Below are 14,086 nucleotides of genomic sequence, written 5' to 3' on the forward strand. Positions count from 1 at the left end.
TTAATCACAAAATGAAGTGGATATGGAACATGAACAACTAGCGTTGTTTGCTTAGAGCTTATCATTATTAGATGAAAAGAAAACTACAATATAGGTGGACCGCGGTATGCCGTGAAAGTGGCACGTACCGTGCGGATCGGGGGAAAAGTTGGAGATAACCTCAAAGACTTACCTATCGACAATTTTAGGAAATGATTTAGCGGCGGGATTTTATCCAACACCACTAACAGAAGGGAATCATTTAATACAGTTATTACAAATGGAATCAGAGCGAGCTTATGCTTGCTTTGATCCATGTTGTGGAGAAGGTACAATTTTACGAAGTTTTGCGGATGCGGTGAAACAAGTTGGTATACAACTTGATACATATGGTGTGGAATTAGATGCAAATCGATATAACAAAGCAAAAGAGCAATTAGACGTAGTGATACGTTCTAGCTTTGAAAGTATGATGATTAGTCATGACTATTTTCCACTTATCTTTTTAAACCCACCGTATAATACAGAGCTTCGGACGGAAAAAAAGAAATCAGAGAAAATGGAATTTAACTTCTTAAAGCGTGCACACCATTATTTACAAGACGGTGGCATTATGGTGTATGTCATTCCATACGATCGTTTTGCTCGAGATGAAATTAGCTACTTTTTAGCTAAGAATTACGAGGAAATCGGATTAATGCGTTTTGGTGATGAAAATGAAGAATTTGAGCAATTTAAGCAATGTGTCTTTATTGGCCGTAAGCGTGCAGCTACGAAAAATGATACATATTTTAACGATCGATTCGCTAATTTTTGTGAGAACATGTCAGAACTTGATTTTGTTAGAGAACATGTAAATACATTAGCGCAAATGGTAAATCGTAAAAGTTGGGTTATACCTGAATTGCGACATCAAAACAAATTGATTTTCACATCTCGCGTGGATTATAAAGATGCTTATGAAGGTGTAGGCAAATCAGAGGGGATCTTAACATTAAAGAAACGATTAAATAGAGGAAATGGTTACTCACTTCAAGCTGAAAAAACAGCTGCAGAGAGAGCAAAAATGCCAATTGCTTCTGGACAATTAGGACTATTGCTGATAACAGGTGTGGCAGATGGATTGCTAGGTGAAGGTGATACACTCCATGCGGTTCGTGGTTCTGAAAATGTGTTTTTTGAAACTTCATTCGAGAAACTGGAAACAACAACGAAAGAAGTTGTATTACAAAAACGCCGCGCGAAATTTATCATCGCAACACCAACCGGTGAAGTCAAAGAACTTGTCTAGGAAAGGAAGAGAGATATGTCTGTACTGTTAGGGATAGGAGCACTATACATTGTATGGGAGTTTAGCAATCGTATATTTCGTATTGCTATTGTACTTACAGTCATTTGTTTATGTGCTTCTCAATTAGGTGCAGGTACATATCTGGAAGTATTAGAGCAATTCTCTGTGTTTCAAGGTGCAGGTGATATGCTACATGCGGCTGAACAATCATTACCAGAGTGGAAACAGTTTATAGATTTTTAACCAATAAATTGAATGAGTAGGACATGAAACGTATCGAATAAGATGCGTTTTTTATTTTAGGAGGGAAATTTATGTTACAAGAAATAATTAAACAAGATACATTTGACCAGGAACAAACACCAGCGATGTTGCAATTGGAGACAGGCACTGCTTCACATTCAGCTTTCTGCTTTGCTATGGCAGTTAATCATAACAACCAAATGCAATTTGCAGTGTTAGGTGCGAATGACAGTACATTAAAGTCATTCAGAGCAGCCATATCAATGGGGACTCGTCGTTTGTATTTTGGAGAGGGACAAAAAGAAGAATTACATTATGTATTAGGCAAAAAAATGAATGTAATCTCGACTGGACAATTTGAGTTTATAAATACACAAACAGTAAATAGAAAAAAGGCAATTATTACGTTTTCTAAAGAATTAGAAGAAAAGTATATTGTTGCAATTGATGAAGCACCAGAAATGCAAGTAAGAGATTTCTTAATGGCTCCTCCATACGGTCTCCCAATCTTAGAAGAATGGGCGAAGCCAATATACGAAGAGATGCTGACTAGAAAGTTATTACAACCATTAGATGTGTATTTTGATAAGAATGAATTTACTTCTCTATCTATTGCGCAGGTAGTGCTAAAAGAAGAGGATTGTAAAGAGTTTTTATCAGAAATGATACGCACTGGAAAATGTAAATTCCCACAAGATGGTACAGGTGAAAAAATCAATGAAATTAATGATTTAAATGAATATCTATTGGAGTATTCACCTGTCATGCTTGATAAGGTAACGAAATTAGATGAGCCTTTACATCAACCGATGAAAGAACAGGCATTATCTCATTTTGATACGTACCAAAGACCATTATTCCCTGTACAGGCACATGTAGCAACAGGTGCAGCAAAAGCGTTACAAGTACAAAAAGGAATCATTATACAGGGGGAAATGTCGAGCGGAAAAAGCGCAATCATGACAGCGACAGTAGATGGATATTTCCATTTAACCGGAAAAAAAGGGTATCGTACCTGCGTATTTGTTCCACCGACTCTTACTGAGAAGTGGGCAAAAGAAGAAATACGACACTTAATACCAGACGCAGACGTACATCTGATTAAACGTACGGAGGATTTAATTCGCATTCATCAATCTTGGATTCAGGCAGGAAGACCAAAACCAGAAAAACCAACCTTCTTTGTCATTAGTTTTACAACGATGCGAGGAGACTCAATTAAACAAATGCCATTACCTTATAAACAAATTGCACTTTCCAAGAAATCGAAGGAAGATGTGCAAAGATATTATAAGAATGGCTACTACTGTCCAGATTGTGGTGCTAAGTTACGTAAAAAAACGTCTTCTATTATGGTTCAACAAGCTAATGGTGATCAGAAAGAAGTCTGCCAGTATAAAGATTTCACAGGAAGTGACTTAGATTCAAAAACAAATAAAAACAGTGTATGTGCTGATTGTAATTCAAACATTTGGAGTCCAAAAGTAAAAACGAAATATGCGAGTTTTAAAGATTGGACCAAATATGAAAATAAATTAGTGCAAGCAATAAAAGAGGGAAATAAACCGTTGCAAAAGCAACTAGAGCTAGAGAATCGTGTCAAGCCATATGAAGCGAAACAATCAGGACGAGCATATCGAAAGGTAGCTACCGTTGAGTATATTCGTCGAAAAATGAAACACTTCTTTGATGCTTTAATTTGTGACGAAGTCCACGAATTAAAAAGTGAAACAGCGCAAGGAACTGCACTAGGAAGTTTAGCAAAGGTTTGTAAGAAAGTTGTAGCTGGAACAGGTACATTATTCGGTGGGCGCGCGAGCGACGTATTCTATACTTTATGGCGTTTATTCCCACAAAAGATGGTGAAAAGGGGCTTTGAATATAGTTCTTTAATGGAGTGGAATGAAACCTACGGAAACATAGAGAGAACGTATTATCATGACGGTGAAGTGGTATCCAACGTTGCTTCACGTGGTGCACAAGGGATGTTAGATAAAACAAAAGTTGTTCCTGGTATTTCACCATATGTGTTTACTCAATTCTTAATGGATACAACCATTAATGTACGCTTAAAAGATGTTTGGCCAAATCCTGTAGAGTTAATTAATGTACCTACGATTCTTGTCGAGATGTCGGAAGAACAAAAAAAGGCTTATGAGCATATGAAAGGGTCTTTTGAGAAGGCGATTGAAGGGGCGAAAGGTACACCAGATGTTGGGAAACTATGGCTCTCTTATATTCGTACAGGAAATTCGTATCCAGATAATATGAACCACTATCCAAACTATCACTTAGATAACGCGGAAAAAGAATTGGTTTGGTCCAACGAGGAATTTAGATTTGATGAGGATTGTATACAGCCGAAGGAGAAGAAGTTACAAGAAATATTGCAAACTGAAATCTCTGAAGGTCGTCCAACCATCATTTATGTATCTGATACAGGATCTACAGTGAAAGAACGAGACATTCAGCCTCGTTTACAGAAGGTTGCAGAGCAAGTACCTGGTGCAAAAGTATCTATTCTTCGCACGAATACAGTTGCTCCGCCAAAGCGCAGTGCATGGTTAAAAGAGCAAGTAAGTAGCGGTGTGAATGTAATCATCTGTTCACAAGAATTAGTTAAGGTAGGATTGGACTTGCTGGCCACGCCAACAATAATTTTCTACCAACTATCATTTAGCTTATTTACGTTAAACCAAGCTGCAAGAAGACACTGGCGTATTGGACAAACTAAGCAATGTAGAACCTTCTATCTGGGCTACAAAGAAACATTCCAAGCTCAGATGGCTCAGTTAATTGCTCAGAAGAATAAAGCTGCTGAAGCAATGAATGGTGATGCAACAAGCGATGGACTGAATGCAATGCTTGGTGATACAGGAGATCTACAGACTCTATTAATTCAAAACATTAAGAGTGGAAATCAATTAAAAGGTTCTACAGAGGAATGGACAAAAGCAGCATCTGATGAATCGAAACGCGTCCTTGCGAACATCGGTAATGTCATTACACCTGTATTTGAATCAATTGAAATTCAATTTACGAATTGGGTGGAGAAATTACCAGAAACGATGGACGTAGCATTTATGAAAGAAGCTCAATTTGTACAAAGTGCCGTTGAATGTATTAAAAAAGAACAAGTACCTGGAGTTCGAGTGAAGCAGAATGTACTTGAAGTAGATGGAGAGATAGAGGATATCATTCGAGCTTTAACAACACTGAATACTGATAAGCGTATGCTTGTACAAAAACAAGATATCACATTCTGGGATTCAGTTATTGTTGAAGTGGATTCCTCAAAAAAGAAAGAAAAACGAAAAAACAAAGTAATCGATGGACAGTATGAGTTTGATTTATTTGGATGATCGAGAGGGGAATATTATGTTTACGAAGATTTTTATTGGTCTATTTTGTTATGTGTTTTTGGTAGTTCGTAATTCAAGGAAAAAATTTCTAATAGAAGAAGCCAAGAAAAAAGAAATGGAAAATAAACCGGTGGAAAGACCCGTTTATTGGTGCCCAAGAGAAAATAGACCTATTGGAAGGGAACAAGAGCGTGTTACTGTTCCAACAAAAGAAATCACCTTAGAAAAGGATGTAGCAAATATTTATGATTTAGTTGCTACATCTGTTCATAAAAATCTGGGTGAGGAAGAGAGTAACAGGTTAAAACATGAGGATATAGAAGAAGTGGAGTATGCTGATGCTTTTCATCATACTCCTACTCCTGAAGTTGTTTATGATATTCCTTTTCCAAGTGATGAGGATATACCAGAAGAATTATTAGAATATGAGGACATGTATTCACAACAAGAATATGTTTCAATTCCACCGGAAACGGAACACGTTTTTCCTGTTCAACAAGGAGTAGCTGATGTTGAAGATATGGATTTTGTGAGGTGGACTGCAAAAGTAATAGAACAAGAACAAGGACTAACACGTGTCATAAATATGTCTAATAAAAAGCGTTATTGGATTCATACAGAGGGAGAGATATTACCGAAAAATCAATTACTGTATATGAAATTAGAGGTCGATTCACCTTATTCTTATACACTAGTTGAATGGAGTAATAGACAACTAGGGAATATATAATTCTATTTCCTAGTTGTATTTTCTTAGTTAAATAGCATGAAGCACAGCATTTTCTCACTCATTTGTACAAGAATAAAACATTTTTTTATTTTTGTACAAATGAGTGGGACAGAATGATTCACCATATAAGGATATTCGACTATAATGAGACATTGTACGTCATTGTAATATTGAAATGTTTTGAGATTCAAGTGATTAACAGTCTTAAAACAGGGGAATTGAGAACTCTTCGTAATATTACAATGCTTAAAATAGATTAAATCCATACATGAGGATTAAATGAAGTAAAAAATATTTTGAGTTGAAAAAATAACAATTTTGAAAGGTGAATGTAAATGAATATTAATTCCATAAGTAACAATGTAGTAGAAAAATTAGAACAAACGGTGCGCTATGAAAAGAAACAAGTCCAGGTATTACGTGTAAGTAAAAGTAGTTCTAATATACACGCTTACATGATTTTTCCGGAATTCTCAGAGGTTAAAATTTCAAATACCGAACTGGATGAATATATAGAAAACCTGTCAACAAGCGTGAAGTATGTCATTGATCGCAAGTTGAGTCAACAAGAAATTGAAAAACAAAATCATTCTTTCATTATGACGTGTGAAGTCGAGGAAGATGGTGTGATAGATGATGAAACGATTCATTTTAATACGACGTATGTAAAACCACCAACAATTGCAAATAAAGTATTTAAGTTGGTGTGTGGATTAGGGAATCGCTTAGATAGCTTAAAAGAATTACATATTACAGTATTAAATAATAATATTAATCGAATTGAAATTGAGTTTTACAATGAAAATGAAACATATGTGGCAGTAGAAAAAGAAGAAATTGCAAATGCAATTATGGGGGCATATACAAAAGCAAATATCTATTATGCAGCAGATCTTTTTTATGCTGCAGAAGGAAATGAAATCAAATTAAAGAGCATCAAACCAAAATTAGCGGGTGATGTGTGATGAAGCGAGAAAAAGGAATGATAGGAGTCTTATGCACGCTTGTTCTGATGATTTTATTACTTGTACCCTTACAAGCAGCTCAAGCTTCTGTAAAAATAGATTTTAATGAGTTAAAAGGAAATGATGTTTCATCTTCATTTACAGATGGACTAAATAATCGAACGAAAACAACAGAGAAAGATGATTCATTTGGATCATCAATCATACAAAAGATTGAAGGATTGTATGCGCCGGCTTTTAAAGTAGGAGTCAATATCTTTTCTATTTCATTCGTATTAGGCGTTATTGTCATGGTTATGGCATTAATTACAAAGAATGGTCAATGGATGAAGTGGGCAACCGGAAGTATGATTTTCTCATTTATCAGCATGATGTCGATGAGACTAAGTGTATACTTCCTGTTTAGTTCCGATGTATTTTCATTTATGAACATCTTTACGGATTTTTTAGACCTGTTTAAAGCAACAGCACTTATTTTCACACCATTTATGTTAATCGCAGGTATTCGTTTAAGAAGAATTCATGAGAGTACGAAACAGCCTGAATATTACCGTTGGGCCAACCGTGTCATAACAGGATCTTGTTTGCTGTGTATGTTAGCCGTACTCGCTCCATGGCTATTTGCTAATATGTAAAGAACTATATATAAAAGTAGAAGAGGTACTGAATTTACATTCAGTACCTTTTATCTACCCATTAGGTTCTTTCTTTCATATTCTTCAAATACTTCTTCTGAAATTGGCGATAGTATGCCACTCAAATACACAGCGGTATATAAAAAGTATTGCTCATCCCTTGTTTTAATTGTATGAGTACCGTGTTCCGCATTGTTTAGAATAATTCGTTCAATTTTGAGTTGTTTTTTATCACAAATGATCTCTTGTATTCTATATAAATTATGTATCGGTAAACGATCAATATACAAACAAAGGTACTCTAGTAGAAGTAGAATAACAGTCATTTGTAGAATGAAAGCAATTTTTAATAGAGTTGGTATCGATGCAAAAAACACTAGAAATATAGAGACTAAGAAGATATTTAACTTTGAAAACCATTTTTCGTGTTGATTTAAAGAAATAATACTTTTCTTATTCTGAAACACCTGGAACCTAGTTATAAGAAAAATAATTGTAAAGATTCCTTCATAACTAAACCAGGTTTTCCACTCCGTATCAGTAAGTTCTAGCAATATATATATGATACCAGTAGATAAGATCAATGGTACCAGCTGTACCAAACTAAATAGTATGGTATGTTCTAACATTCTTTTCTTGTAGATACGATTAGTAATTGAATCCAAGTTTCTTAACTCCTTCTGCAATTTTCATGATGACACCACCAATAAGAAGATGGTATTCGCCAATTCCTTTTTCATTTACGTACCAACACATATAGTGCCGGATACCTTCTTTTGCACCATGGTCATGTAAAGGAAAAGGAGATGCGTATTTTTTAGATGACATATTATTATCACCGAAAGGTACCTGTTCTGCAAGTGCAAAACGTTTCTTCGAATCATTTATAATCCAACAACCATAGTTTACTGACCCATACCATATTGCGTCTTTATGGATTGGATCGATAGCAGGTTGTGCTGGATAGCTTTCATCTAGTATTTGTGCTTTTTCTTCACGAAGTCGTTGATGAATATGTGAATTCAATGGATCTTCCGTTCCGATTTCATAGGTTTCCTCAAAATTCCCACACTCATAAGGAATAAGGGGACTATTTGAATCAGCTGCTAATTGTAGACTGCAAGAATCTGATTTTGAAAGATAATATACGCAGTCTTTGCAGGTGAAATAGTTTGAAAAAGCTGAATCTGTTTTTGGTTCTGGTTCTGTTACGGTATTATCTACTACAAGTTTTAACATATCTATCACAATCCTTTATAGGCTATTTCAAAATTTAATATAGACGTATCATATCATGCTTATTTTTAAATGTAAATATTTTCCATTTAAAAATACCCTAATTTATTCTGAAAGGAATGTTTGTTTTGAAAAGAAATCGAGAATATATTGCTTTGCGAAATTCTATATTAATAGGCTGGTTACTGACATGCATCGTAATAGGCCTATCTATCTATTTTTCTTCTGTTGTTTATTTATTAATCGGATGTTTCATTCTATCGTTAAAATACGGATTAATGGGTACCGTGAAAAATGTGGAAAAACGTTTGCCTACCTGGGCTAACTTTGGCGTCATTGAAAAACCAGTAAATAGAAGGGTGACCAGACCTTTTCAGTTTCGAGGTGGGCTCCTTGTTTCATTAGCATTAGGATTCGTAGAGATGGTGATAAAAGGCTTATGTATCTCATATTTTATTTTAGGATTAGAAACGCATGTATATCGTTTAATGCGCAGAAACGCAAGGGTGTAAAAAAGGGGGGGCTATTATGAAAGTATTAATATTTGAATTAGTTCTCATTGCGATTCTGATTCCATTAAATATAGTTGTGAAAAAACATGTACCAAAATGGAAGGGGAAAGCTGGAGAAAAATTAGTGAAACATATATTGAACAAATTGGATTCCGAAAGTTATTGCGTGTTACATGATGTTACGGTTCATACGGAGTATGGTGATACAACGCAAATTGATCATATTGTTATCGCGGAAACCGGTGTATTTGTTATAGAGACGAAGAACTACGAGGGATGGATCTATGGAAATGAGAAATCTGCAAGGTGGACACAGGGTATCTTTAGAAAGAAATCCTCTTTTCAAAATCCATTTCGCCAAAATTATAAACATATTAAGGCAATTGAATGGTTAATGGAACAACAGCTGCCGAGTATTTCGATTGCTGCGTTCCATCCAAAATGCAGTCTAAAAAGAGTAAATGTTCAATCTAAAGATAAACATGTCCTGTATTATAACGATCTACAAAAATGTATTGAATCATATACTGAAACGCAACTAACAAATGATGAGGTCCAGCACATCTACCAAACAATATTGCGAGCGAACATTATGGATAAGGATATTGAAAAGAAACATGTGAAGTATTTACATAATAAGTTCGCTAAACAATAAGAAATGGGGAAAGAGAGACATGTTATATGTAATAGGATTTATTATAATTTCTGTAGTAGCTATTCGTCTTAACATGAAGTATTACAAGTTAAAAGGAGATCAAAAAGATTTTGTGAAAAGAGTAAATAAATAGTTGTGAACATTTATCTTAACATATAAAAAAGGCCCAGTTGATGGAGCCTTTTTTATACCTAATCAAAATAGTTAGCTTAATGTTTTTTTAATGGTTAAGTAATGTAGTTAGCAATGATTCACTATTAATATCCTCGCCCTAGTAAAAGTACTTACCTTTCAGGAGACTCATACTTCAAGTGTTTGCTATGTGGTGAGTAGTTCACGAAGATGTTCGAGCAAATTTAAATTGAAATTAAATTTTTATATAAATGGTATATAGGATACATTTTAATTGTATCTTGTTCATCTTTTTTTAGAGATTCATATAATCTTTTGGATTTTAACCTATTTTGTAATAAAACTTCACAAGCATAGTCTAAAATTTTATCATTTTTATTTTGAGCGTTTTCTTGGATGGTCAAGATATCGTTAATTTCATCATCTGATAGCTCATTACCTAGTCTAAGATTAATTTGATACAGATTAATTTTTTGTATGATATCCTTAGGATTCTTTAATAGGTATCTTTGGATAAGATCTTGTGCAATTTTTAAATATTTTTCGTCAGAATATTCATCAAAATAGCTAATATATTTTAGATGGGTATCTATACTATTAAGTGAATCAATATCATGGTGTTCATCTTGAAAAGAAAGTTCTAGAATTTCATATTTAAAGTTTGCAGCTCTTTCCATATTCTCAATACTCTGATTAAGATATAGACTTACTTTCCAAATTTTCTCCCTCCAATTAGCATCATCATAATCAATAACATGCCCATCTTTAGGAAGGAATGCACCCATTGTTTTAATTGCTTTAACACTGAAAAAGTCGATAGCAGTATAGCCATCAAATAACAATGTTACCATCACGTAATCAGAGAGTTCAATGTTACAAAATACCATACTGTTTTTATCTAAAGGAGGAGTAAAATTAATTAAATCATATTGCTTATTTTTAAATATATTAATAATTTTATTAAAAAGGATGAATAGATTTTCCTTCTCATCAAAAATATAGTCCTCACTAATTCCTATCTGTTTGCATATTTGAATAAGTTCTTCATGGATCTTTATATTTTCATCAATATCTTTAAAAGTTTCCTTCTCATTTAATGTAGTGTCAATTTCGAAAGAGGATAAAGGAATTTTATTATATGTTAATAGATATTTAAGTAACTTTAAGCTTTTTACATAGGATCCGAGAGTTTTTAATTTACTTAAATGCACCTTACCGTTTATTAATCTTAATTTGCCATCAACAAATTTTTTACTAAATTCAAATGTTAAAGAATTTTCAATTGTAAGACAAATAATTTCTTTACTTATTTTTAATACAGATTTTATACGGAGTGTTTCATTACCTATTGTTACTATTTCATCTGTTTCTTTGCGCATTTCTTGTAGTTGAAATATATCTATTGGAAAGTCTACATCATTTAATACACCATATACATATGCTTGTTCTTCAAATAAATCTACTAAAACATTATTTTGAACATGTCCATATTCAATTTTGTATTGTGAGAATGCTATGTTTTTAGCATCTTCTATAAATCTTTTTGACTGTTTTTCCAATGAGTTCAGAAAAGATTTACAGATATTCTCTAACTCTCCATATTCTAGTTTTTTAAAATTAACTGTTATAGATTTTTGTCCAGTTAATTCTATCTCATCTAATAGTTTCTTTAAATCTAATGGAGCTAGAGTTTTATAATACGCTTGACTTACATATGTTTCAGGGTGAATAGTAACTACAAAAAATAGTACCCCATTATCATTCTTGTAGTATACATCTAAATCTTCTTTACTTATTGAATGAGCAATTTTCTGCTGCTTTTTGATCTTCTTAAATTTAGTTGTACCTTTTATTTGTATTGGTACGGTGCCTATAAAATCTGTTTTCTTAATTTTATTTGTATAAATGTTAATATCTCCATCAAAGGAAAGTCCTTTGTCATTCCACTGTACATTACTTTGTAAATGAAAAGGGGGTTGTAGTATGCATTTATTTATTTCCAAACAAGCTAAGTGTTCAATAATTGTATTATCTAAAGGGTTTAATTTTTTCATACTTCTTTTTCTCCTCGTTAATTTATAAGTAAATCAATTATAGCAAGTATTGATACATCTTTCTTATCTAGTATAAATTTGAAACTAAACGGTTATATTGCGATAATGAGCAATATAACAGTGAGGTGACCTATTTGAGTACAGTTGTAAAAGTCATGAAATACCAAATAGTCTGTCCTGTAAATATAGAATGGAAGACGTTTGAAATATATTTACGTACACTTTCATATCATTTTAGAACTATTGGGAATAGAACTATACAAAAATTGTGGGAATATGATAATCAATCATTGAAGCACTTTAAGGATACTGGCCAATATCCAAGTGCCCAACAATTATATGGGTGTACTCAAAAAACCATAAGTGGATATATTTATGATCAGTTAAAAGAAGAATATCAAGATATTAATAAAGCCAATATGTCCACTACTCTACAGAAGACAATTAAGACCTGGAATAGTAGAAAAAAAGAAATTTGGAGTGGTGAGATGTCCATTCCTTCATTCCGAAACAATTTACCAATTGATATTCATGGAAACTCTATTCAGATAATAAAAGAAAAGAGTGGTGATTATATCGCAAGCGTATCTCTTTTTTCATCAAAATTTATAAAAGAAAACGATTTACCCAATGGTAAAATTTTAGTGAAATTATCGACAAGAAAACAAAATAGTATGAAGGTAATTTTAGATAGAATAATTGATAGTACATATGCCAAAGGCGCTTGCATGCTCCATAAACATAAAAAGAAATGGTATTTATCTATTACTTATAAGTCAAATATAAAAGAAGAACTTAAATTTGATGAAGATTTAATTATGGGCATAGATATGGGGAAAATAAATGTTCTCTATTTTGCGTTTAATAAAGGTTTGGTAAGAGGGGGAATTAGTGGTGAAGAAATTGAGGCTTTTCGAAAAAAAATTGAGCATAGACGTATAAGTTTATTACGCCAAGGTAAGTATTGTAGTGGAAATAGGATAGGGAAAGGCCGTAAAAAACGAATTAAACCAATTGAAGTACTAAATGATAAAATAGCCAAGTTTAGAAATGCTACGAATCATAAGTATGCCAATTATATAGTGCAACAGTGCTTAAAATATAATTGTGGCACTATACAATTAGAGGATTTACAAGGAATAAGTAAAGAACAAACATTCCTAAAAAATTGGACGTATTTTGATTTGCAGGAAAAAATCAAGAATCAGGCAAATCAATATGGGATTAAAGTGGTGAAAATTGACCCATCCTATACAAGTCAACGATGTAGTGAATGTGGGTATATCCATAAAAATAATCGGCAAAATCAATCTACCTTTGAATGTCAGCAATGTAGTTTTAAAGTTCATGCAGACTACAATGCTGCCAAAAACATTTCTGTGTACAATATTGAGAAGGTAATACAAAAACAATTGAAGTTACAAGAAAAATTAAATTTAACAAAATATAAAGAACAGTATATAGAGCAGATGGAAAATATTAATTAAATAAGGTAGTAGGTAGTAGTTTGGCGGATTTCCACGCCATAAATGGAGAAGTGATACACGGTAAATTTACCAGGTGTATACGCTCCATAAGGTAGTATCGAATGTTAAAAAACATTGATACATAGGCATCTTGAATGCTTTGAAGGGTGTAACACAAAGACCGTTACATAATACATTAATTTGCTGGTAAAAAAGCAGGATGTTGTTGATATACAAGGGATTGTCACAATATTCGTTATTAATCATCTATCTATTATCGGGGTTAAAACATAACAATAGATGTATTGAAATTGATCCACCTCTACAATGTGATAACGGCCATTATCCGTTAAAACATAACAATAGATGTATTGAAATTTAAGTCATTATATGACACCGTATGCTATGTGGATTGTTAAAACAGAACAATAGATGTATTGAAATCAAACAAGATTACAACTATTGAACAATGTCGTCAATCGTTAAAACAGAACAATAGATGTATTTAAAAAGATAACAAATCATTAAGAAACCCTGGTTGCAAGAGTGTAAATTATTAAATTTTTGGTGAATTTCCACGCCATAAATGGAGAAGTAATACAAGGTGAATTTACCAAGTGTCAACGCTCCATAAGGTAGTATCGAATGTTAAAAAAACATTGATACATAAGCATTTTGGATGCTTTGAAGGGTGTAACACAAAGACCGTTACATAATACATTAATTTGCTGGTAAAAAAGCAGAATATTGTTGATATACAAGGGGTCATCGCAAAATTCATTGTTAATCATCCATATATTATTGGGGTTAAAACATAACAATAGAT

The 14,086-nt window shown here is 33.1% G+C and carries 12 protein-coding genes; 9 read left to right on the forward strand and 3 right to left on the reverse strand.

The window, feature by feature from the left end; genetic code table 11:
* Nucleotides 1-148: 148 nt before the first annotated feature.
* The 6 genes from KVT31_RS24190 to KVT31_RS24215 all read left to right on the forward strand — a co-directional run bounded on the left by KVT31_RS24190 (nt 149) and on the right by KVT31_RS24215 (nt 7,205).
* Complete coding sequence (locus KVT31_RS24190; RefSeq protein ID WP_000406896.1) at nt 149-1,270, forward strand: DUF6094 domain-containing protein; 1,122 nt, start codon at nt 149-151, stop codon at nt 1,268-1,270.
* 15 nt (nt 1,271-1,285) lie between these two features.
* Nucleotides 1,286-1,513: a hypothetical protein gene (locus KVT31_RS24195; protein WP_000114819.1), complete on the forward strand. Its 228-nt coding sequence runs from the start codon at nt 1,286-1,288 to the stop codon at nt 1,511-1,513.
* A 71-nt stretch (nt 1,514-1,584) separates the two neighbouring features.
* On the forward strand, nt 1,585-4,875 hold the full coding sequence (locus KVT31_RS24200; RefSeq protein ID WP_061531593.1) for a DEAD/DEAH box helicase: 3,291 nt from the start codon (nt 1,585-1,587) through the stop codon (nt 4,873-4,875).
* A 16-nt stretch (nt 4,876-4,891) separates the two neighbouring features.
* Nucleotides 4,892-5,605, forward strand: a complete 714-nt coding sequence (locus tag KVT31_RS24205; protein WP_000494367.1) for a hypothetical protein — start codon at nt 4,892-4,894, stop codon at nt 5,603-5,605.
* 335 nt (nt 5,606-5,940) lie between these two features.
* On the forward strand, nt 5,941-6,570 hold the full coding sequence (locus KVT31_RS24210; protein WP_001024815.1) for a hypothetical protein: 630 nt from the start codon (nt 5,941-5,943) through the stop codon (nt 6,568-6,570).
* The gene (locus KVT31_RS24215; protein ID WP_000817906.1) at nt 6,570-7,205 is read left to right on the forward strand and encodes a hypothetical protein; all 636 of its coding nucleotides are present in this window, start codon (nt 6,570-6,572) and stop codon (nt 7,203-7,205) included. Before KVT31_RS24210 ends, KVT31_RS24215 begins: the two co-directional genes overlap by 1 nt.
* A 50-nt stretch (nt 7,206-7,255) precedes the next feature.
* Here KVT31_RS24215 and KVT31_RS24220 read toward each other — a convergent pair whose 3' ends face one another.
* Together KVT31_RS24220 and KVT31_RS24225 are read right to left on the reverse strand one after the other, a co-directional pair.
* Nucleotides 7,256-7,834, reverse strand: a complete 579-nt coding sequence (locus tag KVT31_RS24220; protein WP_002073821.1) for a hypothetical protein — start codon at nt 7,832-7,834, stop codon at nt 7,256-7,258.
* 19 nt (nt 7,835-7,853) lie between these two features.
* Nucleotides 7,854-8,444 carry a hypothetical protein gene (locus KVT31_RS24225; RefSeq protein WP_000916407.1) on the reverse strand — a complete coding sequence of 197 codons (591 nt, stop codon included), beginning with the start codon at nt 8,442-8,444 and terminating at the stop codon, nt 7,854-7,856.
* A gap of 125 nt (nt 8,445-8,569) precedes the next feature.
* Between KVT31_RS24225 and KVT31_RS24230 the strand changes: the two genes are divergently transcribed.
* Both KVT31_RS24230 and KVT31_RS24235 read left to right on the forward strand, forming a co-directional pair.
* Entirely contained in the window at nt 8,570-8,953 is a 384-nt protein-coding gene (locus KVT31_RS24230; protein WP_071713414.1) for a hypothetical protein, read from the forward strand.
* A gap of 16 nt (nt 8,954-8,969) precedes the next feature.
* Entirely contained in the window at nt 8,970-9,608 is a 639-nt protein-coding gene (locus KVT31_RS24235) for a nuclease-related domain-containing protein (protein ID WP_000866031.1), read from the forward strand.
* 356 nt (nt 9,609-9,964) lie between these two features.
* On the opposite strand, the gene KVT31_RS24240 is transcribed toward KVT31_RS24235, so the two are convergent.
* Nucleotides 9,965-11,794: a DUF4365 domain-containing protein gene (locus KVT31_RS24240; RefSeq protein WP_000735890.1), complete on the reverse strand. Its 1,830-nt coding sequence runs from the start codon at nt 11,792-11,794 to the stop codon at nt 9,965-9,967.
* Nucleotides 11,795-11,919: 125 nt separating this feature from the next.
* Between KVT31_RS24240 and KVT31_RS24245 the strand changes: the two genes are divergently transcribed.
* Nucleotides 11,920-13,281: an RNA-guided endonuclease TnpB family protein gene (locus KVT31_RS24245; RefSeq protein WP_002073819.1), complete on the forward strand. Its 1,362-nt coding sequence runs from the start codon at nt 11,920-11,922 to the stop codon at nt 13,279-13,281.
* Nucleotides 13,282-14,086: the final 805 nt, after the last annotated feature.

The sequence above is a fragment of the Bacillus sp. GbtcB14 genome (genome assembly GCF_019091205.1).
GTDB classification, from domain to species: Bacteria; Bacillota; Bacilli; order Bacillales; family Bacillaceae_G; genus Bacillus_A; species Bacillus_A cereus_AG.

Excerpts from the sequence above, each read along its gene's own strand:
- KVT31_RS24195 (WP_000114819.1), top strand. The coding sequence starts at position 1,286 with ATGTCTGTACTGTTAGGGATAGGAGCACTATACATTGTATGGGAGTTT.
- KVT31_RS24200 (WP_061531593.1), top strand. The coding sequence starts at position 1,585 with ATGTTACAAGAAATAATTAAACAAGATACATTTGACCAGGAACAAACA.
- KVT31_RS24205 (WP_000494367.1), top strand. The coding sequence starts at position 4,892 with ATGTTTACGAAGATTTTTATTGGTCTATTTTGTTATGTGTTTTTGGTA.
- KVT31_RS24210 (WP_001024815.1), top strand. The coding sequence starts at position 5,941 with ATGAATATTAATTCCATAAGTAACAATGTAGTAGAAAAATTAGAACAA.
- KVT31_RS24215 (WP_000817906.1), top strand. The coding sequence starts at position 6,570 with ATGAAGCGAGAAAAAGGAATGATAGGAGTCTTATGCACGCTTGTTCTG.
- KVT31_RS24220 (WP_002073821.1), bottom strand. The coding sequence starts at position 7,834 with ATGTTAGAACATACCATACTATTTAGTTTGGTACAGCTGGTACCATTG.
- KVT31_RS24225 (WP_000916407.1), bottom strand. The coding sequence starts at position 8,444 with ATGTTAAAACTTGTAGTAGATAATACCGTAACAGAACCAGAACCAAAA.
- KVT31_RS24235 (WP_000866031.1), top strand. The coding sequence starts at position 8,970 with ATGAAAGTATTAATATTTGAATTAGTTCTCATTGCGATTCTGATTCCA.
- KVT31_RS24240 (WP_000735890.1), bottom strand. The coding sequence starts at position 11,794 with ATGAAAAAATTAAACCCTTTAGATAATACAATTATTGAACACTTAGCT.